The organism is Rhizobium sp. F40D2 (assembly GCF_051810745.2).
Lineage (GTDB): Bacteria > Pseudomonadota > Alphaproteobacteria > Rhizobiales > Rhizobiaceae > Rhizobium.
This window is the reverse complement of record NZ_CM131436.1, coordinates 2,666,062-2,690,323: the sequence shown is the minus strand read 5'-3', so window position 1 is coordinate 2,690,323 and position 24,262 is coordinate 2,666,062. Positions and strand designations below refer to the sequence as shown.

21 protein-coding genes and 1 pseudogene are annotated in these 24,262 nt (G+C 57.2%); 14 read left to right on the top strand and 8 right to left on the bottom strand.

Annotated elements, in window-relative coordinates; genetic code table 11:
• Window positions 1-106 precede the first annotated feature (106 nt).
• Complete coding sequence (locus ACS4RS_RS12845) at window positions 107-994, top strand: DUF6030 family protein (protein ID WP_439010669.1); 888 nt, start codon at window positions 107-109, stop codon at window positions 992-994.
• A gap of 27 nt (window positions 995-1,021) precedes the next feature.
• On the opposite strand, the pseudogene ACS4RS_RS12840 reads toward ACS4RS_RS12845, so the two are convergent.
• Window positions 1,022-1,437: pseudogene (locus tag ACS4RS_RS12840) on the bottom strand (hypothetical protein).
• A gap of 148 nt (window positions 1,438-1,585) precedes the next feature.
• On the opposite strand from ACS4RS_RS12840, the gene ACS4RS_RS12835 reads away from it, so the two are divergent.
• From ACS4RS_RS12835 to ACS4RS_RS12780, 12 genes are all read left to right on the top strand, one after another.
• Window positions 1,586-2,659 carry an endo-1,4-beta-xylanase gene (locus ACS4RS_RS12835; protein ID WP_439010670.1) on the top strand — a complete coding sequence of 358 codons (1,074 nt, stop codon included), beginning with the start codon at window positions 1,586-1,588 and terminating at the stop codon, window positions 2,657-2,659.
• A gap of 31 nt (window positions 2,660-2,690) precedes the next feature.
• The gene (locus ACS4RS_RS12830; RefSeq protein ID WP_449313679.1) at window positions 2,691-3,842 is read left to right on the top strand and encodes a glycosyltransferase; all 1,152 of its coding nucleotides are present in this window, start codon (window positions 2,691-2,693) and stop codon (window positions 3,840-3,842) included.
• Window positions 3,842-4,348: a DapH/DapD/GlmU-related protein gene (locus ACS4RS_RS12825; protein ID WP_439010671.1), complete on the top strand. Its 507-nt coding sequence runs from the start codon at window positions 3,842-3,844 to the stop codon at window positions 4,346-4,348. Before ACS4RS_RS12830 ends, ACS4RS_RS12825 begins: the two co-directional genes overlap by 1 nt.
• Entirely contained in the window at window positions 4,345-5,247 is a 903-nt protein-coding gene (gene pssM / locus ACS4RS_RS12820) for an exopolysaccharide glucosyl ketal-pyruvate-transferase (protein ID WP_449313678.1), read from the top strand. Before ACS4RS_RS12825 ends, pssM begins: the two co-directional genes overlap by 4 nt.
• Before the next feature lie 150 nt (window positions 5,248-5,397).
• Window positions 5,398-6,900: an oligosaccharide flippase family protein gene (locus tag ACS4RS_RS12815; protein WP_439010672.1), complete on the top strand. Its 1,503-nt coding sequence runs from the start codon at window positions 5,398-5,400 to the stop codon at window positions 6,898-6,900.
• Window positions 6,901-6,931: 31 nt separating this feature from the next.
• The gene (locus ACS4RS_RS12810) at window positions 6,932-7,963 is read left to right on the top strand and encodes a polysaccharide pyruvyl transferase family protein (protein WP_439010673.1); all 1,032 of its coding nucleotides are present in this window, start codon (window positions 6,932-6,934) and stop codon (window positions 7,961-7,963) included.
• Between the two features lie 12 nt (window positions 7,964-7,975).
• On the top strand, window positions 7,976-8,797 hold the full coding sequence (locus tag ACS4RS_RS12805) for a galactosyl transferase (protein WP_439010674.1): 822 nt from the start codon (window positions 7,976-7,978) through the stop codon (window positions 8,795-8,797).
• Window positions 8,798-8,881: 84 nt separating this feature from the next.
• Window positions 8,882-9,826 (top strand): glycosyltransferase, encoded by a 945-nt coding sequence (locus ACS4RS_RS12800; protein ID WP_449313677.1) that lies wholly within the window; start codon window positions 8,882-8,884, stop codon window positions 9,824-9,826.
• A 24-nt stretch (window positions 9,827-9,850) separates the two neighbouring features.
• On the top strand, window positions 9,851-10,735 hold the full coding sequence (locus tag ACS4RS_RS12795; protein WP_449313676.1) for a glycosyltransferase family 2 protein: 885 nt from the start codon (window positions 9,851-9,853) through the stop codon (window positions 10,733-10,735).
• On the top strand, window positions 10,732-11,715 hold the full coding sequence (locus ACS4RS_RS12790) for a glycosyltransferase family 2 protein (RefSeq protein WP_439010675.1): 984 nt from the start codon (window positions 10,732-10,734) through the stop codon (window positions 11,713-11,715). Before ACS4RS_RS12795 ends, ACS4RS_RS12790 begins: the two co-directional genes overlap by 4 nt.
• A gap of 209 nt (window positions 11,716-11,924) precedes the next feature.
• Window positions 11,925-12,383 carry a glycosyltransferase family protein gene (locus ACS4RS_RS12785; protein WP_003565826.1) on the top strand — a complete coding sequence of 153 codons (459 nt, stop codon included), beginning with the start codon at window positions 11,925-11,927 and terminating at the stop codon, window positions 12,381-12,383.
• Window positions 12,380-12,856 carry a glycosyltransferase gene (locus ACS4RS_RS12780; protein ID WP_439010676.1) on the top strand — a complete coding sequence of 159 codons (477 nt, stop codon included), beginning with the start codon at window positions 12,380-12,382 and terminating at the stop codon, window positions 12,854-12,856. Before ACS4RS_RS12785 ends, ACS4RS_RS12780 begins: the two co-directional genes overlap by 4 nt.
• 38 nt (window positions 12,857-12,894) lie before the next feature.
• Here the strand turns inward: ACS4RS_RS12780 and ACS4RS_RS12775 are convergent, their stop codons facing one another.
• From ACS4RS_RS12775 to ACS4RS_RS12760, 4 genes are all read right to left on the bottom strand, one after another.
• Entirely contained in the window at window positions 12,895-13,590 is a 696-nt protein-coding gene (locus ACS4RS_RS12775) for an SGNH/GDSL hydrolase family protein (RefSeq protein ID WP_439011839.1), read from the bottom strand.
• A 154-nt stretch (window positions 13,591-13,744) separates the two neighbouring features.
• On the bottom strand, window positions 13,745-15,052 hold the full coding sequence (locus ACS4RS_RS12770) for an HlyD family type I secretion periplasmic adaptor subunit (protein ID WP_439010677.1): 1,308 nt from the start codon (window positions 15,050-15,052) through the stop codon (window positions 13,745-13,747).
• Window positions 15,053-15,067: 15 nt separating this feature from the next.
• Window positions 15,068-16,837, bottom strand: coding sequence for a type I secretion system permease/ATPase (locus ACS4RS_RS12765; protein ID WP_439010678.1), 1,770 nt, complete (start codon window positions 16,835-16,837; stop codon window positions 15,068-15,070).
• 492 nt (window positions 16,838-17,329) lie between these two features.
• Window positions 17,330-18,955 (bottom strand): right-handed parallel beta-helix repeat-containing protein, encoded by a 1,626-nt coding sequence (locus tag ACS4RS_RS12760; protein WP_449313675.1) that lies wholly within the window; start codon window positions 18,953-18,955, stop codon window positions 17,330-17,332.
• Between the two features lie 684 nt (window positions 18,956-19,639).
• Between ACS4RS_RS12760 and ACS4RS_RS12755 the strand changes: the two genes are divergently transcribed.
• On the top strand, window positions 19,640-20,350 hold the full coding sequence (locus ACS4RS_RS12755; protein ID WP_439010679.1) for an Ig-like domain-containing protein: 711 nt from the start codon (window positions 19,640-19,642) through the stop codon (window positions 20,348-20,350).
• Between the two features lie 120 nt (window positions 20,351-20,470).
• Here ACS4RS_RS12755 and ACS4RS_RS12750 read toward each other — a convergent pair whose 3' ends face one another.
• The 3 genes from ACS4RS_RS12750 to ACS4RS_RS12740 are packed head-to-tail and all read right to left on the bottom strand — an operon-like array spanning window position 20,471 to window position 24,200.
• Window positions 20,471-21,175, bottom strand: a complete 705-nt coding sequence (locus ACS4RS_RS12750) for a hypothetical protein (protein WP_439010680.1) — start codon at window positions 21,173-21,175, stop codon at window positions 20,471-20,473.
• On the bottom strand, window positions 21,175-23,451 hold the full coding sequence (locus ACS4RS_RS12745; RefSeq protein WP_439010681.1) for a polysaccharide biosynthesis tyrosine autokinase: 2,277 nt from the start codon (window positions 23,449-23,451) through the stop codon (window positions 21,175-21,177). The genes ACS4RS_RS12750 and ACS4RS_RS12745 overlap by 1 nt, the downstream gene beginning before the upstream one ends.
• A 47-nt stretch (window positions 23,452-23,498) precedes the next feature.
• Window positions 23,499-24,200, bottom strand: a complete 702-nt coding sequence (locus ACS4RS_RS12740) for a sugar transporter (RefSeq protein WP_449313674.1) — start codon at window positions 24,198-24,200, stop codon at window positions 23,499-23,501.
• Window positions 24,201-24,262: the final 62 nt, after the last annotated feature.

Sequence of the window (24,262 nt, the reverse complement as noted above, 5' to 3'; positions counted from 1 at the left end):
AGGCGCCCAATTGCCGACACGAAGCCAAAGATATTTAACGGATAAATGTATACTGCTGGATTTAGACAGCCCGATCGAAACCCTTCTCGCACCGGAGAAGACAAGCTTGCCCGATAATTCGTCGTCCGCAAATGCGAAACAGCCATTGGGAAAACCGACGATTCCCGTGGTCTTCTGGTTGCTGCTGACGATCTCCCTCTCACTGGTCATGGGGACGGTGCTTCTTTCCAACGATATGAAACACTTGAAGACGGTGGGCCATTATTTTGGCTTTGATCTCTTCCCCCCTGACGTTAAGCCACCTCCCCCCAAAGCCCTTCCCCGCCCGGCGCCGCCTGCCGCCTTTACACTACCCTTGCATCTCATCGAGCCTCCCGTGGCGCAGACCGTGTCGACCTTTCTGCGCACGTGGCGAATATCCGGGCCCGCAATGTGTGCAGCTCTGCGCGATGCCGGTATCGAAACCAGCGATTGGGCGGCGGCGAGCTTTAACGCCGACACGTTCGAATGCTTTTTCGAACATGGCGCCAAGCGGGAAAAGGATCAGCTTCCGAGTTCCATCTTCGTCATCGTTCGCGGCGACGCCGCTGGCGTGATCAGCAATATGCGGGTGAAAATCATCAATCCCGAAACGGATCAAAACGGCCAGCTCGATCCCGCCATCCTGCGAATTTTCGAAACCATGTTGCGGCAACCGCAATGGCTCGATTTTCACGAGACATTGAACGCAATCAAGAATCTGAAGGACATCAAGGAAGACGGCTTCGGAGCCAGTATCAACTTCGCCCGTGAGGTGCTCAATCCCGGCCGCTATAATTTCACGCTGTCGCTGGATGCGACCTCGGGACCGCAAAAAAGAACAAGAAGTTATTTTTCCGACAGATCATGGCTCCCATCGCCTGAACCGACGGTCGAGACCAACCTACGACCGGCCCAGCTATCCACGCCTGCCGATGCCGAGGCACCGAGAGAAAATGCGGACCATCCGCATTAGGACCTGGCGAGATTATGCGCCGGTTTGTCACGCCATGTAACTTGCATCGTCGTGATGCCTGGCCAGGATCCTGTAAAGCTCTCTCAAGCTTTCCGCGTTCGGCCGTTCGGTGCCGTCTCTGCCCGCCAGGCGTCAGAGACGCTCGACATTGATGTCCTGTGTGACTGGGCAAGATCATCGCTCGGAGAGCGAAGGGCGACTGCCGATCGACGCAACCTCAGGGTGTTCTGATCAGCGCTGCAAACAGGATGACAATGAGGGCGACGACGCCGAGAACAAGGGCTGTGAACTGCCGGCCATCGAGAAGAAATAGATCGTTTCGGACGGTCGCCATAAAAAAACGGCATTTTGAAATTCCATATGAAAACAGCTCATCAGGTAGCTAAACCAATCTCCCGTCGCGAGCGCCCTCCATACCGGTTTATATCTTGGAGATTTAGCAGATACTGACGATATCCCGAATTCGAAAGTATATTTCAGGTTGCTTTGTTCTACTCGATTGAGCGCAAACTCTGCGATGGATCGGTGCCGGTGCGCCCGGCCCGTTAAATTCCGCCGCGGACATGAAAAAAGCCAACAGTGAGAGATAGAATGAATAGAAGACGTTTCCTCGCCTCGATTCCGCTTGCTCTGTTGTATGCCAATGCGGGCGACGTCCTCGCACAGGTGCCTCCGGCAAGAGGGTTGCGTGCCGTTGCCGACAGCAAGGCGCTCCGATTCGGATCGGCAATCGACCTGCAGAACATCAACGACCCAATCGCTTCCGGGATCTACATCGACAACGTCAATTCGATAACGCCGCGAAACGAGCTGAAATGGAATGCGACGGAAAAGAGGCCGGGAATATTCAGCTTCAAGAGCGCCGACCTTATGGTTGCATTTGCACGAAAAAACAACATGAGGGTTTATGGCCATACGTTGATCTGGTATCGCGTCCCGGACTGGGTGTCTGAGATCACCGACGCCAAGACGATTCAGGCGACGATGAACCGTCATATAAAACAGGTTGTCACTCGCTATAAGAACTCGATCGACGCTTGGGATGTGGTGAACGAGCCGTTGGAATATGATGCGCCGGATCTGCGGGATTGTGTTTTCCGACGCCTTCTTGGCGACGACTATATCCGTATGAGCTTCGACATGGCACATCAGGCCAATCCCGGCGCGACGCTTGTGCTCAACGAAACGCATCTGGAGAAAAAATCCGACGTGTTCGAACAGAAGCGCGCCCGCATCCTGAAAATCGTCGAGGACCTCATCGCCCGGAAAACGCCGATCGGCGCGGTCGGGCTGCAAGCGCATTTCCGGCCCGGCCTCGACCGAATCGATCCGGAAGGAATGGGGCGCTTTTGCGCGGCGCTGAAGGACATGGGGGTCGGCGTTTTCATCACCGAACTCGATGCGTCCTGCCACTTCCTCAACCGCGACAAAGGCTTCACGCCGGCGTCATACGCCGATATTTTCAGTGACGTGATCACCGTGGCGGCCGAGCGTGGCGACTTGAAAGGCGTGACGGTATGGGGCATGTCGGAAAAATACGCCGAGCCCGACGAGAAGGCGGCCGGCCCCGACGCGGCTTGCACGAAGCGCGTTAATCTTTACGACGAAAACAACACGCCGAGAAGTGCGGTTGATGGCATCCGACGGGCAATAGAGGCGATGTGATGCGCAAGACAACGGAGACGTCGACAGATTCATGAGAAAAGCCGTTATTTACGTGGAAAAATTTCTGCCTGCCAGCCAGGCATTTGTTCTCAATCAGGCGGTGGCATTTCGTTCCTTCGAAGCTGAAATTCTTGCCGGTTCGCGAATTTCTTCCGCCCATACCAAAAAATCCACGGTTCCGGTTCATGACATCCGTCGGTCTCCCGTTGCGCGGGCCGGTGAACTGCTTCTGAAAATCCCCCAGATCGGCCTTCCCTTTCTCTTTCCCGCGATCGGCAATGCCGATGTTATCCACGCCCATTTCGGCAAGAACGGTTATGTCATCGGCCCCTTGGCGCGCGCCGCCGGCAAGCCGCTGGTCACGACATTCCACGGCTTCGACGCCACCTATGGCGGCGATCCAAGGAAGCCGGGCGGCTTCAACCAGGTGCGCTTCTTTGCCAAGGGACGCCGGGAGATGGCCGGCTGGAACAGCTGGAATATCGCCGTTTCCGATTTCATCCGCGACCGGCTGCTGGCGCTCGGCTTTCGCGCCGATCGGGTCTTTCGCCACCATATCGGCATCGATCTCGACCTCTTCAAAATGGAACCGCGTCCCCGAAAAAAAGGACTGGTGGTTTCCATTGCCCGTTTCGTCGACTATAAGGGCCACCGCTTCATGATCGACGCGCTGTCGCGCGTGGCGGCGACCGGCACCCCGGTCGAATTCGTCATGGTGGGTCAGGGACCGCTGAAAGAGGAAATCGAGGCGCTGGCGCGTCGTTCCTTGCCAAGCGTCACGATCCATGAAAATCTGTCGCAGACTGAGATAAGGGATCTGCTCGCCAGTGCGGAGCTCTATCTTCATGGCAGCGTGACCCTCGACAATGGTCACGCCGAAGCGTTCGGCCTCGCCAATCTAGAGGCGGAAGCCGTCGGGACTCCGGTCGTCGCATTTCGCTCGGGAGGCGTGGGCGAAGCGATCGAAGAGGGGAAAACTGGTTATCTCGTGGAGGAGCGGGATGTCGCAGGAATGGCCGAAGCCGTCGGAAGGCTGCTCAACGACCATTCTCTGTGGACAGCCTTCAGCGCGCGGGCACCGCTTCTGGTGGCCGAGCGCTTCGACTTACGTCGTCAGACGGGGATGCTCGAGGACTATTACAGTTCCGTGCTAGACGAATTTTCCAGCCGGGGTCGGACTTGATGGTGCAGACAGGAAAGAAGCCGAAGTGGGGACTGAACGTATTTCGGCCGCTGCGGAACGGCATAGTGACGGCCAAGTGGCTCTATTATACGAAATTCTGGGGCATGGACATCGATCCGACGGCGAGCTTTTCCCTAAGCGTCCGGTTCGACAAGACCAATCCGAAAGGCCTTCATATCGGCGCGGAAACCTATGTCGCCTTTGAGGCAGCGATCCTGACCCATGACCTCACGCGCGGGCTCTACCTCCACACGCGTATCGGCAAACGCTGCTTCATCGGCGCCCGCAGCATCATTCTGCCCGGCGTTGAAATCGGCGACGAATGCGTCATCGGCTCCGGCTCGGTGGTGACCAGAAGCGTGCCGCCGCGCTCGCTCGTGGCGGGCAACCCGGCAAAGGTCATCCGCAGCGACATCAAGATCATTTCGCGTTACGGACGCATGGCACGCGAAGACGAAGCGGTCTCGCAGATCGTCACGCACTTGCCGACTGGAGAAGCACGATGAAGATGTTTGCCTATCGCGGGAAACACGAGAATTTTGGCGATGAGCTCAATCATTGGCTCTGGGAGCGGCTGCTGCCCGACTTCTTCGATGATGACGAAGGTCAGCTCTTTCTCGGCATCGGTTCGATCCTCTACGACAATTTCGACCCGAACATGCAGAAGATCGTCTTCGGCTCAGGTTATGGCGGCTACACCAACCCGCCGAAAGTCGACGGCAACTGGACCTTCTATTTCGTGCGCGGAAAGAAGACCGCCGAAGTCCTCGGCATCGATCCGAGCTACGCCATCGGCGATTCGGGCATCCTGACGCGTAGCTGCTGGGATGCAAAAAACATCGAGAAGCGCTACTCGGTCTCGTTCATGCCGCACTACGAAAGCGCCATGTACGGCAGCTGGGATAAGGTCTGCGATCTCGCCGGCATTCACTATATCGATCCGCGCTGGTCGGTGGAAAAGGTTCTGACCGAAATCAGCGCATCACATAAGGTCGTATCGGAAGCGATGCATGGCTGCATTATTTCGGATGCGCTGCGCGTTCCGTGGCGGGCGATCCGGCCGATCGCGCCGGGGAACAGAGCCAAGTGGTATGACTGGGCGAGTGCGCTCGATCTGGAGATCGATTTCGACCCGATCGGCCCGTCGAACCTCGTCGAGGTCGGAGCGTCGCTGGTGCGGAAAAATACCACCCTGTTGAAGAACATAACGTTCCGTCACCGCCGCATCCGCCAGCTGACCGGAAATTACGTGTTCGGATCGACGGTCAAGACGTTGCAGCGGGTGGCTGAGAAGCCGGGCCAGCTCAGCACCGATGAGTCGATCGTAAGAGCACACGATAGAATGCTGGTCGAACTGAACCGGCTGAAGCAAGATTTTTCCAAGAAAACGGCAAGCGCCCTTTAAGATCGTAACCGGTTTCGTGACGAGGCAATAAGGCATGATGCTTTTCGACTCCCTCAATAGCTTCTGCGCCCGCAAGGGCGAGAAGCACCTTGAATGTGCATGTGGTCCGCTCAGATGGTCGATTTGCTCGACCTCGGGAGCCGTTCGCCCATGAGCAGTGTGACCGACCGACTGATCCAAGGCAGCATGTGGCTGAGCCTGTCCCGCGCCATCGTCAACGGGCTTTCGGCACTCAGCACCTTTGTCCTCGCCTGGTATCTCGTACCGGCGGATTTTGGTCTCGTCGCCATTGCAACGACGATCCAGGTCATCTTGAGTTCGGTCACCGAGCTTTCGCTCAATCAGGCGCTCATCCGCCACGAGTCGCCGAGCGAAACGCACTTCAGCGCGGTTTGGACATTGAGCGTGACGAGAAGCGCCATATTGGCGCTGCTGTTTGCCGCCGCGTCCTATCCGATCGCCGAGTTTTACAATGAACCTCGTTTGACGAGCGTGATGCTTGCTCTGAGTTTCAGCCTGCTGCTGAGTGGTCTCGCCAATCCGCGCCGCGTCATGCTCCAGCGCGATCTGATCTTCTGGCAGGAATTCGTCCTCAACGTCTCGCAAAAGCTCGTCGGCTTCATCGTGACGGTGGCAATTGCTGCGATCTATCAGAGCTATTGGGCGCTCGTGATCGGCACGCTTGCCTATCAGGTGACCAATATCATCGTGTCCTACACCGTCTTGCCGTTCTGGCCGCGCATCACCTTCCGCCATGCCCGGGAACTGTTTTCCTTCTCGGTGTGGCTGACGGCCGGACAGATCGTCAATACGCTGAACTGGCGGATCGAGTATCTGCTGATCGGCAAGATGCTCGGCGCCACGCAGCTTGGTCATTATACCGTCGGCAACACGCTTTCGACGCTGCCGACGCGCGAGGCGACGGCTCCGTTGAACCAGACGATTTATCCGGGCTTTTCCAAGGTCCGAAACGATCCGGTCCGGCTTATCGCAGCCTATCAGCGCGCGCAGGCGCTTCTGGCTGCGGTGGCGCTTCCGGCAGGTATCGGCATGGCTGTTGTGGCTGATCCGATGATGCGGCTGGCCCTGGGAGAGAAATGGGCTCCCGCCATCTTCATCGTCCAGGCACTCGCATCGGTCTTCGCCCTGCAGACGCTCGGTTCGCTCGTCCAGCCGCTGGGCATGGCCAAGGGCCATACCAAGATGCTGTTCATCCGCGACACGCAGATGCTGGTGGTTCGCATTCCCATCATCATCGCCGGCCTGATGATGGCCGGGCTTCCGGGCGTCGTTTATGCGCGTGTGTTCACGGGCCTGATTTCCACCGTGGTCAACATGCTTCTCGTCAAGCGGCTGATCAACCTGCCATTCCTCCAGCAGCTCGCGGCAAATTTCCGCGCGCTTGCCAGCGTCGCCCTGATGGCCGCCGGCGTCTGGGGATTGTCGCATATCCTGAACACCCCGACCGACAAGCCGGCGCTGGCCCTGCACCTCGCCATCCTCGTCGTCACCGGCGGTATTCTCTATATCGGTTCCAGCTTTGTCCTTTGGCTCGCCATGAAGAAGCCGAATGGCCCGGAAACCGAAGTTCAGCGTATCGTCGTCAAGTTCCTGTCAAAAGCCAAGCGTATTGCCGTTCCCAAGTCGGCTTAAAGCTAAAACGAACATTAACAAGTGAGGCAGAATGACCAGCCTATCCAGATCTGAGCTGATCGCAAAACTCAATGGCATGATCCATGATTGCCTGAAGGACTATGTCTCGCGCGACGAGCCGCTCGCGATTCTCGACTTCCCCGACATCCGCAATTGCGGCGACTCGGCGATCTGGCTGGGTGAGATGGCCTATCTCAACGATCGTTTCGGCAAGCGCCCGGACTATGTTTCCAGACTATACGACTTCTCCGCCGAAGAGCTGAAACGGCGCGCTCCCACAGGCCCGATCTTCATTCACGGTGGCGGCAACTTCGGCGACATCTGGGTTGCCCATCAGGATTTCCGTGAAGCGATCATGGAGCGTTTCCCCGATCGGCAGATCATCCAGTTCCCGCAGTCGATCCACTACAGTTCGGCTGAGCGCATCGAGCAGTCCAAACGGGCAATCGGACGCCACAAGAATTTCGTGCTGCTCGTGCGCGACGAAGAATCGAAGGAATTTTCCGAGAAACATTTCGACTGCACGGTGCGCCTATGCCCGGATATGGCTTTCGCCATCGGCGCGCTTCCGGAAAGGGCGACGCAAATTCCCGTGCTCGCCATGCTGCGGGAGGATGCGGAACGGGTTGGCGGCGCCGATCGCAATATCCCTTCCGACATCCCTGTGGAAGACTGGATCACGGAGTCAAAACGGAAGGTGAATATCGCCAAGAAGCTTGGAGTAGCTTCGGCCTATCTCGCATTGAAGCCAAGCGAAGTTGCCTTGCGCAGGCTGGACTCGGCTGCGCACAACCGCTTCGAACGCGGCATCAGCCAGATCTCGCGTGCCCGCGCAATCGTCACCGACCGCCTGCACGTCCATATCTGCTCGATGCTGCTCGGCCGTCCGCATGCCGTGCTGGACAACAGCTACGGAAAGATCCGCCGCTTCATGAATGCATTCTCCGGCGGAACGGATCTTTCCTACAAGGCAACCTCGCTCGAAGACGGGATCGAGTGGGCGCGTCACCAGGCAGCCAATCGGCGTATCGATGACAAAGAAGCTGTGAGCTTGCGGGCTTAAGGGGGTTATTCGATGCCACTTGTCACCTTCATTATCCCGGTCCGACATCAGGACAATGCCCGCGACTGGAGCAAGCTGAAGGCAAACCTCAGCCAGACCGTGGCCTCCATTTCCAACCAGACCAATGGAGACTGGCGCGGGATCATCGTGGCGAACGAAGGGGCCGACCTGCCTGATCTGCCGGAGAAATTTTCCGCCGTGCGCGTGACTTTTCCGCCCAATGACCTGCATGAACTCGGAAAGGGCAGCAAGGAAGACTTCCTTGACGCCTTCCGGGCAGACAAGGGCCGGCGCGTCCTGAGCGGCATGTTGACCGCCGCCGATAGTCGCTTTTTCATGATTGTCGACGACGATGACTTCGTCAGTTCTCGAATCGTGCAGCACGTGTCCGAAAATCGGGACGCCAACGGGTGGACGATCGACCATGGCTATATCTGGGACGATGGCGGCAATTTCCTGTTCGGCCATGATGATTTCAGCCATCTCTGCGGCACGTCGCTGATCATTCGGTCCGATCTCTACGAACTCCCCGACCGCTTCGAGGATGCTTCGCTCGACTGGATCAAGTCGATGCTGGGCAGCCATGTCCGCATCGCGAATATCCTGTCCCAACGTGGAGCGCCGTTGACGAAACTTCCCTTTCGCGGGGCCGTCTACCGGGTTGCCCACGGCGGATCGCACAGTCAGGCACCGAGCCTGCTGCGGCAGTATTTCCTAAACCGCGGCGTGTTGACCAAACCGCGGCGCTGGTTGCGCAATCTCCGCAAGCTGAGGGTACTCGGCGAAAATCAAAGACGCGAGTTTTTCGGCAAAACACGGTCGAGCCCCGCGTAAGGCGCCGATCCCGTTCAAACATCGCACAGGCAGTCAAAATATGAGACTTTTCGCTTTCGACTTCACCAAGAGGGTTGGTCACTGATGTCGGATCTCTTCGTCAGCGTACTCTTTTCATCCTACAATGGCGCCAGCCGCCGGCTGCGCCATACTTTGGATTCCTTGGTGCGCCAGGAGCTTCCTCATGATCGATGGGAACTGATTGCTGTCGACAACAATAGCAATGACGACACGTTTGATCTTTTGACGTCGTATGGCGACAAGCTCCCCATCACGATCCTGCAGCAGCGCAAGCCGGGAAAGTCTGGGGCGCTGAATTTGGCTCTGGATCGGGTGAAGGGCGATCTCGTCGTCTTTACCGATGACGATGTTCGCGCCGAACCCAACTGGTTGAAAGCGATCGTCGACTGCGCTGCCGCCCACCCGGGTTATGGCGTCTTCGGCGGCAGAATCGTCCCTGATTGGGAGAGAGAACCAAAAGACCCTTTTATCGAGTGGATCCCGATGGGCTCCACTTTTGCGATCGTCGATGAAAAGCAAAGCGGACCGTGTGACCCGACAAAAGTCTGGGGTCCGAATACGATCATTCGGCGGGAACTGCTGGGAACAAGCGTGCGCTACCGCGAAGATATCGGTCCTCTTCCCGGAAAGATATTTGCCATGGGTGAAGATGCGGAAATCATCATTCGCCTGGCGGCAAATGGCGCCAAATCCTATCGCTGCGCCGAAGCCGTGGTTCATCACTGGATTCCTGCGTCGAGCGTCACCGAGGATTGGGTGCAGAAACGCGGCGAGCGTCTGGGCTACGGCATGCCGGCGCTTTTTCCCGACGAGGTGCCTGGAGGAGTGAGGTTAAGCGGAGTTCCGCTTCCGACCTGGATCGAAAGCGCGCAATGGGCATTCCGGGCAGCCACCCTTTATCTCTTTCCGCAATCCAAGAAGCGTTTCTGGGCTATCTGGAAATATTACTACATGCGGGGTTATCGTGCCGGAATTCGCCGATATGCGCCTCAGACCCTGGCGCGGTGATCGATTGATCTAGGAGGCGGTAATTTGAAGCTCTCGGTGCTCATCAATAATTTCAACTACGGTCAGTACCTACGTGCATGTGTAGACAGCGTCCTGTCGCAGACCTACCCTGATTTCGAAGTCGTGGTGGTCGACGACGGATCGACGGATGATTCCCGCGAGGTTCTTGCCTCCTACGGGGATCGGATTCTGGCTGTGTTGAAGGAGAACGGCGGTCAGGCCTCGAGCTTCAATGCAGGTTTCGCGGCCGCAAGCGGCGATATCCTCTTTCTCCTTGACGCCGACGACGCGTTTTTGCCCGGCAAACTCGCACGGATCGCCGAGATCTACGATCGCAACGAGATCGACTGGTGTTTCGACCGGGTGACGACAGAGGAAAGCGACCAGCCTTCCGCAGAACTGCAAGTGACGCTGTTCGACAAGCGGGACACGCTTCGCAAGGGCGGCTTTCCCTCGCTTCCGGTTCCGACTTCGGGCCTGAGCTTCCGCCGCAGCCTGCTGTCCCAGATATTGCCGATGACCGTCGCGTCAGACGTCGTCCTCAGCGACAATTATATCAAGTTTGCCGCAGCCTTTCTTGGTCGCGGCGCCATCGTCGAAACACCGCTGACCTTCCAGCGCATTCATGCGTCGAACCGCTATACCGGCACAAGCAGGGCAAAGACGCTGCGCCCGCGGATCATGATCGCGACAGGCCTGGAACTGGCCCGCCGATATGATGGGCTGCAGGCGCTCGGCAAGAGCCTGGTGGCCGGCGGCATTGCCGAGACGACATCGCTTCTGAAGCTTAGGAGCGAAGCGCGCAACACGGTGACCGGCGGTCCGTTCGGCGATGCTGCCGCAACCGAGGTGGCCCTGATGGCCGCGCGCAAGCGTTTGGCAAATATGCTGCGGAAAGGACAGGCATGAACCAGCAGGAAACCTTCCCGCATTCATCCGTCGGCACCGATCAGGCAGGTGCTGCGCCGTTGAAGATCGCCGTCGGCGTACTGACCTATCGGCGTCTGGATGGGATCGCCAAGCTGCTTGACGTCATGACGCGCCAGATCAGGCACCCGGCCCGCCCCTATCATCTCACCATGGTGATCGTGGACAATGATGCGGCCGGCAGCGCCAAGGCAACGGTGGAGGGCTTTGGCCAGACAGGCGCCTATGATCTGATCTACGTCGTCGAGCAAAACCAGGGAATCCCCTTTGCGCGCAACCGCGCGCTGGATTCGGCACCTGCCGGCACCGACCTCTTCTGCTTTCTCGACGATGACGAATGGCCGGTCGACGGCTGGCTGGACGCCATGCTGGAGACCCGCGAGAAAAACCGCGCCGATTGCGTTTACGGCCCCGTCCAGCCGGTCTATCCCGAAAACCCGCCGGAATATTTCATCAAGGCCAGGGTATTCGAGCGCAAGAAGAACATCGACGGCCAGCGCATCGGTTATGCGGCTTCGAACAACGTCATGTTCGACTATCCCCTGATCCGCTCATGGAATCTTCGTTTTGAGGAAAAGATGCGCTTCACCGGCGGCACGGACTATCTGTTCTTCAATCAGGCCATCCGCCGCGGCATGCAGATTTTCTGGGCTGATAAGGCCCTTGTCTATGACATCGTTCCCGCGAACCGGATGACCTGGAAGTGGGTGTTGCAAAGACAGTACCGGCTGGGCAATACCTTCGCCGTCAGCGAGGTTCTGCATGGCAACCTCAAGCGCCGGATCTATCGCGCGGCCTATGGAGCCACGAGGGTCGTGCTCGGACTGGTCATGCTGCCGGCGATCTTGATTTCACCTTACTGGGGCATGCGCGCGCTCACCCATGTTCTGCGCGGCGCTGGCATGGTTAACGGGATCCTCGGACATGCCTATCAGGAATACAAGCCCAATGGCGCCCACTGATATTATTTGCGGAAGCGCTCTTGGAGACCTTCAGGCTCTTACTATGTTTCAGCCAAAAGCATCATGCCTAATAACATCGACGAACTTGATGGCTTCAACCAAGCGGGGCAAGAATGATATGCTTTTACTGAACAACCGTGACACAACTGCTGTTCAACCTGAACGGTTTCTCGCTCTTATCGTCGGTCAAATATAGGAGAGGCCTGTCTATGACTGAGAAAAAATTGAAGGTCCTCGCCGCCTCCTCGGGAGGCGGCCATTGGGAGCAGCTGATGGCCATGCGCGGCGCGTTCGAGGGCTGCGATATCGTCTTTGCGACGACCATTCCCGGGTTGCTTGCCAAATATGATATTCGCGACGGGCTGGTCCTTCCCGATTGCAGCCGCGACTCGATTACCATGTCGATCCGATGCTTTTTCAGCGCCTTCGCCATCGTTATCAAGCAGAGGCCAGACGTCGTCATTTCCACAGGTGCCGCGCCCGGGCTTTTTTGCCTGCTTGCCGGTAAATTGACGGGCAAACGGACGATCTGGATCGACAGCGTCGCCAATGTCGAGAAGCTGTCGCTATCGGGAAAACTGGCTGGCCGTATCGCGACGCTGTGGCTGACGCAATGGCAACATTTGTCGCGGCCTGATGGCCCCCACTACGCAGGAGCTGTCCTTTGATCCTTGTCACCGTCGGAACGCAGCTGCCGTTCGATCGCCTCGTCAAGGCTGTCGACACTTTCGCAAAGGACCTGTCCAGGCCGGTTCTGGCGCAGATCGGCAAGGGCACCTACACGCCACAGAATATGAAATGGATCAAGAATATCGAGCCCGCGGACTTCGACAGGGTCTTTTTCGATGCAAGCGTCATCGTCTCTCATGCAGGAATCGGCACTGTGCTGACCGCAAAGCGTTTTGGAAAGCCGATCATTCTCGTGCCCCGGCAGGCATCCCTCGGCGAGCATCGCAACGATCATCAGCTTGCCACGGTAGGCCAGCTCGCGGGCCGGCCGGGCATTTATGTCGCGCACAGCGACGATGATCTGAAAAACTATCTTCTCGACGATCTGGACAGCCCCTCTCACGAGGATCCGTCTGAGCTTGGGCGGGCTTCGCTGGTCAACTACCTGAAAGGCTATCTCGCTGCAGGCTGAGCGACCAATCGCCGACGCCGTCGACAAAGGAGAGAATTTCAGTCTTCGCAACTGCGGCCAGCAATACGCCGGACGAGTTCAGGCGCGATGATTTTGGAAGCGACGTCAGGCAGGGGATGGGCGCCATCGGGAATTGCCGCGGCCAGATCCCCCGGTGTCAGACGCTGCCAGTTCGGCCGGTGGTCGACAAACTCCAGACCCCGTTTCTCTGCCTCCGCCCGATGGGCCGAGATGTAACTGCCGACAAAGGGGCGGATCAGTGCACGCAGTCCCGAAAACGGATTCATCGCCATGACGATGATCCGCGCTTGCGGCAGGCGCTGCCGAAGCTGATCGAGGATATCGCCGATATCCTGTCGGCTTTGCGCAAGCGAGACGAACCGCTGCAATGCTGCGTCGTTAGCGTAAAGCTCGATCAGAACGACATCCGGCTGCTCGGCGACGACGCGATCAATCTGGGTGAGAGCCCAGAGCGACGTCTCCCCGCTCTTTGCAACGCTCTCGATTTTCACCGGCCTCTGCAGGCAGGCTGCAAGCCTTCTCTCCAGAGCGGGCTGCCACCCTCCTCGGGCTGTCAACGATGTTCCGAAAGCTACTATTTTCAACGGCGGGGAATTTTCGGCATAACCGCTTTTCGGAGCCGAGAGCATCACCAGACACGCCAGAAGCAGAAGCCATCCATAGGTCGATCGTCTCTCGATTGGCAGCATTCGCCAAAGCCGCAAACTTATCATGGAGGAATCATATCTCAGCGGAACCGGTAGGTCACGCGTCAGAAATCCGGCTGGAAGGGCAGCCATGCCCTTCTTCAACCAAGCTGCAGCAGCCTTGAAACAATGTCATGAAGATGACCGCTCACGCCGCTTGTGACGCGGCACAGCCGCGCCATCACTCCTCACGAAATACGTGCTGCATCTGATCGGTCAGCGGTTTCGTCAGATAGGAGATAACGGTTCTGTCGGCGATCTTGATGAAGACTTCGGCCGGCATGCCGGGATAGAGCTTTATCGACTTCAGCTTGGCGATGCTTTCAGCCTCCGGCTTGACGCGAAGGGGATAATAGCTGATGCCCGTCCGCTCATCCTTGACGACATCGGGCGCAATCGAAGTGATCTCGCCGCGCACATCAGGCGTCGTGCGCTGATCAAAGGCGCTGAAACGAACATCCACGGATTGGCCGACGTGAAGCTGGTCGATATCGCGCGTGGCGACTTTCGCCTGAACCGTGAGATCTTCATTTTCGGGAACGACGAGCATCAGGGTCTCACCCGGATTGACGACGCCATTGACCGTGTGAATGGAAAGCTCGTGTACACGCCCGCTGAGCGGCGCGACAATGTCGAGACGGCGGAGTTGATCGAGCGCGGTTCCTCGGCGCTCTTCATTTTCGGCGATCTTCGCCTCAACGTCGGTCAGTTCCTTGGCGATCTCCGAACGGCGATCCTCGTCCAGCTGGAGCGACTGGCGATCGATCTCGATCGCCTTGCCTTCGGCCTCCGCCTTTGCAGCAATTTCCTGGCCGCTATTACCCTGAAGGTCGGCGCGGGCGCGCTTGAGTGCATTCAAACGCTGGAGCGTAACCAGCCCTTTCTTGTAGAGCGTATCGACACCTTCCAGCTCTTGCTCGATCAGGCCTAGGGAATCATTGGTGGCATTGATCTGAACGACCAAGCCCTTGATCTGCTCGGCCAGCTGATCCTTGCGCGACGCCAACTGGCTCTTCATTCCGACCAGCGCCGACCTGCGGCTGTCAAACAATTTCGTCTCGCCGTCGAGCAGATCCCGCGCCGCGGTGCTGGATGTCAGATCGCTGATATTTTCCTCGACATCGAACGACTCGGCGTCGATCCGTTCGGCCTTCAGACGGGCACGACGCGCATAAAGCTGTGCGAGTGTGCTTTCGACGATCGAGAGCTGTGCTTTTGTCGTCGTGCCATCGAGCTGTATCAGGATCTGTCCAGCCGTCACATGATCATTTTCGGAGACCAGCAGTTTCGACACGATGCCGCCGGTCAGGTGCTGGATCTTCTTGACATCGCCGTTGACGACGACCACGCCTTCGCCGATGACGGCGCTCGACAGCTCCGTCGTTGCCGCCCAACCGCCAATGCCGCAAACGAGAGCTAACGACAGCACGCCGACAATGGCGACATGACGATTGAGGGAGCGTTTCGATTCACTGATGACTTTAGTCACAATCTTCCTTCCGGCCTATTCGGCCGCATTCATGCCGTCGACCACGACTTTGAGCTGAGCAACGCGCTCGGCAATCGGCGTACGCACCGCCGGTTCCGGACGGCTGACCCGTGCCAGAACTTCCTCCTTCGGACCGAATGCGATCATCCGGCCGTCCTGCATCATCAGCACGAAGTCGCAGACCGCCAGGACCCCGGACCGATGCGCGATGACGACGACGATGCCGCCGCGTGCGCGCACGCTCATGATCGCGGCACTCAGCGCCCGCTCGCCTTCTTCATCGAGATTAGAGTTCGGTTCGTCGAGCACGACGAGGAAGGGCTCGCCGTAAAGCGCTCTTGCAAGTGCGATACGCTGTCTCTGGCCGGCCGAAAGTGCCGCACCCCCTTCACCGATTTCGGTTTCGTAACCGTTCGGCAGACGAAGAATGAGATCGTGAACTCGCGCCGCCCGCGCCGCGGCAACCACCGCCTCAGGCGACATCTCCTTGGCGAAACGGCAGATATTCTGCGCGACGGTTCCTGAAAACAGTTCCACGTCCTGCGGGAGATAACCGATATGCCGGCCAAGGGCGTCGCCATCCCACTGATCGAGTGCTGCGCCATCGAGGCGAATGGATCCCCGGACGGTCGGCCAGATGCCCATCATCGCCCGCGCCAGCGACGACTTGCCAGAGGCGCTGTAACCGATGACCCCGAGCGCGCTTCCTGCTCTCAATCCGAAGCTGACATCGGAAATAACCAGTCGCTGGCCTGCCGGTGGCCCGCTTGCCAGCCCCTCGACCGTAACCTGCTTGGAAGGCGCTGCAAGCGCGAGCGGTGCTGGAATTTCCGGAATGGTTTTCAACAGGTTCGCAAGCCGCGCCCAGCTTTGCTGGGCGGAAACGAAGCCGCGCCAATTTCCGATCGCGGCTTCCACAGGCGCCAGAGCGCGAGACGTCAGAATAGACCCGGCGATGATAATGCCTGAAGAGGCCTGCCCCTGAATGACCAGGATCGCGCCGGTCGCAAGCGTTCCCGATTGCAGGGCAATACGGAAAATCTTCGACAGGGTCGCATATCCGTTCCCCACATCCGACGCCTGCCGGGTGATGAGCCGGTATTCCCCGTTCTTGCGGTCCCAGATTTCAGCCATGGTGCCCGCCATGCCCATTGCGTGAATGACCTCGGAGTTGCGGATCGAGGTCTGCGCAAAGGCATTGCGCATATTGGCGGCTTCGGACTGCTGTTTTGACAGTGTCCGCGTTCCCTGATTGGTCAAGAACGTCAGGATGGCGAGAACCAGCGATCCACCGATCGCAATATATCCGATTGCCGGATGAAACAGGAAGCAGATCACCAGATAGAAGGGAAGCCAGGGCAGATCGAACATCGCTGTCGGGCCCATGCCGGACAGGAAGGTTCTTATCTGGTCGAAGTCGCGCAACGGCTGAAGCCCATCACCGCCGATTTTGACCTTCAGCGGTGCCTTTATGAGTGCCCGGAACACGCGTCCATTCACCATCTCGTCGAGCGCCCCGGCAACGCGCACGAGCATCCTGCTCCGGAGAACCTCGAACGCGCCCTGGAACGCATAAAGAGCCAGTGCAAGTATCGCCAAGGCAGCCAGCGTCGGTATGCTTTTGCTCGGAATGACGCGGTCATATACCTCAAGCATGAAAAACGAGCTGGTAAGATAGAGAATATTGATAAGCGCGCTTGCTATGCCGATGAAGACAAGTCCTCCCTTGCACTTCCGCAAGGCTTTGGACGGCTCACTGGCATCAGTCGCTGAACTCTGAAACACGAATTAAATCCCTCTCTACCGCATCGCATACAGGCAAACAGGCCTGCGTATATCCCAGCTACAGGCCCATCAAGGCCAGACAATGACATAGCTACTTCGCGGTTTCGGCACTGGTACCGAAACCCGCTGACAAGTCCAAAGCTTATTATATGAACCCCACTGAAAAATGACCGAAATTCCCTATTTATAGCGAATGATTTCAGAGGCCCTAGTTTAACGCTACGCTAAATATATCGGCCTAAGCAAGGGAAAACCGCAAATCGCCCAATAACGGTTCAAAGAGATGAACATGACGCGCACATAGACGCGAGATTTACTGGGGGATTAACTATAAATTCAGTCTATAGTTTGTTCTGATTATGACCGGCGGACATATTTTGCCATCTGCCATCTCCCGCTTTCGACAGGCTTGCAGCAATCATCTTCATTGAAGCCGGGAAACGTCAACCTGAAGAAGAGGACCGATTGACGCTGTCTCAGCGTTGGCGGGCTTCAGACCAACAGGTGCGATGCTTGGCTGGAATGAAATGCATCGACATTGATGTAGATACCCAACGAGTCCGTGTCGATGTGCGAAGCACCGTCGGAAATTTTGTACTGGAAGGATTCGCTGACGTTGCCGCTAAGGCCGGCGAGTTTGGCCGCATCCACGGTGTAGGTGTAATCGCCATCACTCTCGATATGGATCACACCATATTTCCCCATTACCGTCAGCCCATGTTTATCCACGGCAGCGTCGCCAAAGCGGCGGAGCAGCACACTTCCATTAGCCGCACTGTCGTTTTCAAGAAGGTTTCCATGATATGCGCTGCCGGTATCGGCCGAAATCTTCAAGTTGTCGTGGACAGCGACAATTTTCGGGGCGGCGACTGAGGGCGTGGTCGCGACCGGCGTTTCTGCCGCAGGCGCTGGAGTGGTTGTCTGCGGCTGCGCCGGTATTTCCGCGGGATGCTCGATGACCGGCGCGACAGGCGGCTGCTCGTGGCTCGTTGACGTATCGCCATCCGTGCTGCCGGCGGCGCTGTCGATTTCAGCCTGCGCCTGCTCGAATGTTTTGTTGTCGCCAACAAAGAACGTGTTTTGCGCAGCGATTGTGGCGGGCATCGTCAGCGTCGATACATCGCTGTCGATGATATTATCATAGAAGGATCCCGATGCAGGCCGGTCGACCTTAAGCGCCGAGGAGGACAGATCGTCAAAGACGTTGTCATGAACAACGATATCCTCGCGGATATAGACGGGATTGCCGGCGGCGCTGACCAGAACCCCATATACGCCGTCATGGATATAATTCCCGCTAATATCGTAGCTCTTCGCATCACCCTGATCGCCAAGGCCGATGCCGTAGGACCAGCTGTAGCCGCCATATCCCGAGATGTCGTTGTCGTGGATGGCGATGTTGGTGCCCGCTTGTGCGCTCAACCCGAAGCCGCCGCCGACGAGCGTATTGCCCTCGACCAAAGCATCTTGAGCTCGAACCAGTACCAGCACACCTTTGGCGCTGTTGGTTTGCGTTTGCTCCAGATAATTGTCCTTGACGAGAATATTGCTGCTGTCGTTGAGCTGAATGGCGTCTGCGGCACTTCCCTGGCTATTTGTGACAGTGTTGTTGATCAGGGTGACGCCGTTGACCTTTTCCATCCAGATCCCGTCGGAATGGACACCGGTCAGCGTGCTGTTCTCGATGGTGATGTTCTGGCTGCTTTGGAAGCTGACGGATCCCGGCTTTCCGGCAAGGCCGGTATTCGTCACCTCGACATTCCGCACGACCCAGTTGGACACGTTCCCTGCATATATCGCGTTCGCCCCGGTATCGGCGATCTTGATATTCTCGATTACGATATTCGAGGCCTTGGACCCGTGGATGCCGTCATTGCTGCTGTGAATGACCGGGGCGTCGCCAAGACCGTAGCTGCCAATGGTGATCGGAGCCGTGACGCTTCCGGAGTATTTCAAATCGAATTGTTCATTGAACACGCTTCCGGCAGCAAGCAGCACACTGTCGCCAGGGTTCAGCCTCAGGGATTCGACAGCGGACAATGTCGCGAAAGCCGAGCTCTCCGTGGTTCCGCTGTTATGATCGGATCCGGTCGCTGAATTCACGTAGTAGACGGTCATGCTTTGATCTCCCGAAGATAATGGAAATCTTCTAAGCGTGGACCTCTCTCCGGTAGCTAAAATGAAACACTAAAATTCTTTCTATCTGCCGATATTCTTTATCATCGGGCGAACCTTCTTTACCACCGAGGTATTTTTCATGGCGCCAAAGTTGTATAGAACGACAAAGTGTATTTTTACTAGAACATCATTCTGATAGCAGTCCATTTCCGTATCCGGCGGATTACTGTGATCATGTTGCCACAACGGCGAAGTTTCCTCCCTCAACGTATCCGGCAGAGGAAACGACAGTGATGAACTTAAAAAGATGTGCGGTGGGATATCGGAGCAACGCGAGAAAATCGTCAAAGGCGATTGGTAGCCCAATTTGATTATTTGACAATGTCAGCTTCATAGAGGTGAATGCCTGTATTATTATTGATTGCCTCTGAATAAAATTTCTTACCATCCGAAGAACTCAGCGCAATCGTCCAGAGCACCACGTATTCACTTATTATCAACGCACCAATCTGCAAGTGTTTCACCCCATCACCTCGATAGCATGTGTGCCATTATTGCACACATCACGCCTCATGTTCAGCTTCTGTTAATCATAGCCTTGACTCCATGTATTAATATATCCTTAATTCCATACGTCGCTAAGGTTAAAATTGGCCAGCGAAGATCAATTCAGGAGAGACAACAATGGCTATTCACGCAACCGACGATACTGCAACATTCCTTGAAACCGACGCTATTTCGGGAAACCTCCTGAGCAACGATTCATCTGACAACGGCCACCTATTCCTTCGCGCATTCGACCAGCAGAGCGTCGGCGCCAAGCAAGGCAACAGCCAGGTTACTGAAATCCAGGGCGACTATGGCACCTTCTTCGTCAAACCGGACGGCAGCTACACCTATGTTCTGAGCGATGCTGCCAAGGTTAACTTCACCAATGGTGAATTGCTCCAGGAAAAGGTCTCATACAAGATCTCCGACGGCAGCGGTCATACCGATGTCGGCCTGTTCACCCTGAACATCCAGGGCGTCACCCAGGTCAAGCCGATCGCTGTCGACGACCACTACAGCTTCAATGAAGGCAGCCCGATCAGCGGTAATGCGCTCGACAACGACATTGCCGGCGACAATGGACATCTCTTCCTCCGTCAGTTCGCTGGCACGAATGTCAACGGCAATCCGAGCGCAACGACCGACGTCGCCGGGACCTATGGCACGTTCCACGTCAAGGCGGACGGTTCATTCACCTACGATCTGGCAGCGGATATCGCTCCGGGCGATCACGTCACGGAAACCATCCAATATTACAAGATCTCCGACGGCGAAGGTCATACGGATGCCGGCGTTCTGACGCTCAATATCACGGGCACGGACTTTGTCTCGGGCGCCAGCGTCTAATCGTTCATCAGATAATCAATAGACGACGCCCGCCGCGCAAGCGGCGGGCGCTATTGCCCTTAAAGCCCTAGTTGACGGCGGTTCTGACTCTGCAGCTGTTCTCCTTGGAACGGCTGACGATTACTTGCTGCAGCGCTGCCGGAATCGCGCAGTCGCTCCATCCCCAAGCCCTGCCCAGGTTCGATCGAAGATAGGGCGGAGTTGTGGGCTGATCTCTTTAATGGTGGCGTTGACCCTGCAACGGTCGCCAAGTTTCAGCATCGTCACGAGATCGCTATCGAGCGCAGCCTTTGCCGTTGAAAGCGTCGCATTCGTAAAATCGTTCCAGAAGTAAAACCGCGTCAGAATCATCGACTCGTCGTGGGGCGCAAGAGCGACTGACCGCTTCATCATTTCCGCAACCGAAAGCGGATCTTCCGCAATGACGGATTGGACGGCGGCGAGACGAAGCCAAAAATTGCTGTTCGTCGGCATGCACGAGAGCGCGTGTTGCAGGTAGTGTCGGGCGCTCGATGCCGCGGCAGCCCAGGCGTCGTAATTGACGTTGACGTTCTGCCGATCGAGTTGCGCCAGGACAAGTGTCACACCGGCGGCGACAATGTCGGACCGACAATAATGTCCATCGACAATGTCGATGGTCCGCGCCGCATATTTGGCTGCAACATCATCGGTGACAGTCTCGCCGTGCTCGAGCCTTTCAGCGACGATAGAGATACTGGCGGTTCTTATCGAAGCGTACAGCTCTCTGCCGGCGAGCACCGCAAAGACTGCGGTGACGACAAGGAAAACAATCCGTGTGACCGAAACGAACGGGCCGCGAGGCATCAGCTTTCAGTGTAGTATCGCGAGTAACGCTTATAATAATACTCACTGGAGCCGAATGTCCGGTAAAGCTTCATCTGCGACGGATCGACCTTGGTCAATATCGCGCCGACGCATTTCGCATAGAGCTCCGGCTCGGACAGCAGCGTCGACTGCACGACCTTGCGCGATGTCTTTCCCCACTCGATAACGAAAACCACTGCATCGAGCTTCGAGTTGATAGCCCGCGCATCGACGACGGGCGCCAAGGGCGGCAGGTCGACGATAATGTAATCGAAGCTTTGACGCGCAATTTCAAGAAGCTGGTCCATGCCGCGTGACGCGAGCAGCTCCGACGAATGTGGGACACGATACCTTGCAACCGTGGGCAAAAATGCAAGCTTTGTCTTGGGATCGAGAAGGATCAGATCCTTGAGCGGACGGCCATCGACGATCGCCTCGAGCAAGCCGGCCTCGGCATGACGACCGATTGCTCGGGTCGCACCGGGATTGCGCATGTCGCCGTCGATCAGCAGGCAGCGGGCGCCCTGCATTGCCAGAAGCTTGGCAAAATTGATGGATGTCGTCGACTTCCCCTCGCCGGGCAAGCTCGACACCACGCCGATGACCTTGCAGCGCTGGTCGGCTGCACTGAGGTCGATCGCAATCTTGGCGCTTCGGAGCGTCTCGGCAAACGCCGAGAGCGGATGCTCCTCGACATAGGTCGTGGTCTTGCTACCCCTGGCGATGCTTCGCGGATTGCTCGGATCGACGAGCGTCGGATCATCGATGTTATCGTCAACCAGCGGCATGACGCCAAGCGATTCGACATCGAGCACTTCCTTGACGTCATCACCGGTGCGGAAGAACCGATCCCGGAATTCTCGGAAGGCGCCGATACCGCTTCCGACCGCACATCCGAGGAACATTGCAAAAGCGACGACAAGGGCTCTCTTCGGAGCACTCGGCTTTGTCGGTTTCTCCGCCATCGTGATGATGCGCGCAGCGGTAATCGGAAAGCTCTGCTGCTGAATGGCTTCCTGGTAGCGCGTCAGGAAACTCTGATAAAGATTTTTGTAGGTATCACGCGTGCGCTCGAGTTCACGAACCTGCACCTGCGTTTCGCCGGCCGTCGCGGCAACGCCAGTCGCCTTTGTGACACTTTCACGCAAAGAATTTTCCCGTGATTGTGCGACCTGCACTTCGCTTTGGTAGCTCTCGGCGATGCGGTTCAACTCATCGAACATGAGTCTCTTGTATTCTTCCATCTCCGCACGAAGCCGAACCGCCTGGACGTGATCAGGACCGAGCCGTGCCTCGATTTCCGTCTCAAGCTTGGAAGCCTCGAGATATTTCTTTCGCAGGTCGTTGGAAATGGAGCTGTCGAGCACGTCGGTGACGATCGCATCGGTCTGCTTGGCGTCGATGATCGATTTGACGCGCGCATATTTTGCCTCGGCCTTCGCCGTCTCGGCCTGGGCATTGATCAATTGCGTGTTGATCTCGGAAAGCTGCTGCTCGCTGATCAGCGTACCCGATCCGGCCTCGACAAGCCCGTGCTCGCTGCGGAATTTCTGAACAGCAAGGTCGGTGTCCAGCGCTTGCTGCCGGAGCTCTTCGATACGCTCCTGCAGCCACTCGCCGGCCCGGCGTGTCGCCTCGTATTTCGAATTGAGTTTATCGACCAGATAGACGTCGGCAATGGCCGCGGCGATCTGACGCGCCATATCGGGTGACTGCGAGGTATAGCTGACATCGAGTACGTAGGATTTACCGACACGTTCGACATCGATATTGCCGGCCACAGTTTCCGCAGCGCTCCGCCGTTTCATTTCCGGATCGGGCGCTACTGCCGTGTCGTCGGCAAACCATGATTTAAAATTGAACAGAGACTTCAGCGTTGCAACCGAAAACAGCGAACTCCGCTGTGCATTGAACACCGGATCGTCCACCAGTTTCAACTTGTCGACGACGGCATAGGCGATCGTGTCGGATTTCAACAGCTCGACCTGGCTAAGAACAGTTCCTTCGTCATCGTCCATCTGGCCGAAAGCCGCCAACTGGTTGATGACCTGATTGTCGCTGCGGTCGATCAACACGCTTGTGTCGGCGGTGTAGACAGGCACCGACGTCAAGACATACACAATCCCGAGAATCGCAAAGGCGAACGCGCACGCCGCAACCATCCGCCACTGTCGGCGGGCAATCGCGATGAGCTTGTCGAAATCGATGAAATCAGCTTCATTTCCCGTATCGCGGGAGGGGTCGATACGCGGCGTAAGTTTATCTGGCGATAGCAATTTCGATCTCCAACAAATCAAGCGCTAAGATCTAAGGGCAATTCCAGCTATTGTATGACCGCGACGCTTGGACTGGTCGACTGGGTCGTGTCTGAGGAGGACTGACCTCCCCCATTTGTGCTGACGATCGTCGTGGTCGTCGAAGACGAGTCGTTGCTGGCGTTCGACACCTTGAGCGTTCCCGCAGTCGTCGCTGCGCCGTCATAAGGCGTGCCATCGTCCGATCCAGGACCTGTCTGCCCAATCAATCCCGTGTTGCCGATGCCGGATGCGGCAGCGGCAGCGCCAGCACCCGGGCCGAGTGCTGCGGTCCCGCCTTCTGCGAGGACCTTTGCAAAGGCTGCGAGCAGCGGCGCGAGGTTGGGATCGGCACTTGCCGCATCGGCAACAGCCTTTTCGATCGCCAGCTTGAACTGCGGATCCGACACCTGGCAGCTGTTTGCGGCCCGTCCAAGTCCGGAGCCGATTGCCGCCATCTGCGCGGCATTGGCCTTCTTGGCCTGTTCGATCACCGGTGACAGCGCGTCATTGCTGGTCCCGACCAGGGCGCGAACACGCGACGACAAAATCAATGGATCGGACATGTCGAGCAGAACGGCGGGGTTGGCCGTAAATCCACTGACATCGACGGAAGTGAGATTTGCCGGACCCAGGCAAGCAGCCGCAAAAGCGTTTGAGTTCATGCCGGCAAACATCGCCACGGCCATTCCGCTATATGCAAGCTTACGATAAACACCAATCCTTGCCATAACATAGTCCTTCATCAAATCCGCTAGATAGGCCGCCGGCATCGATCGCTTGCGATCGATGC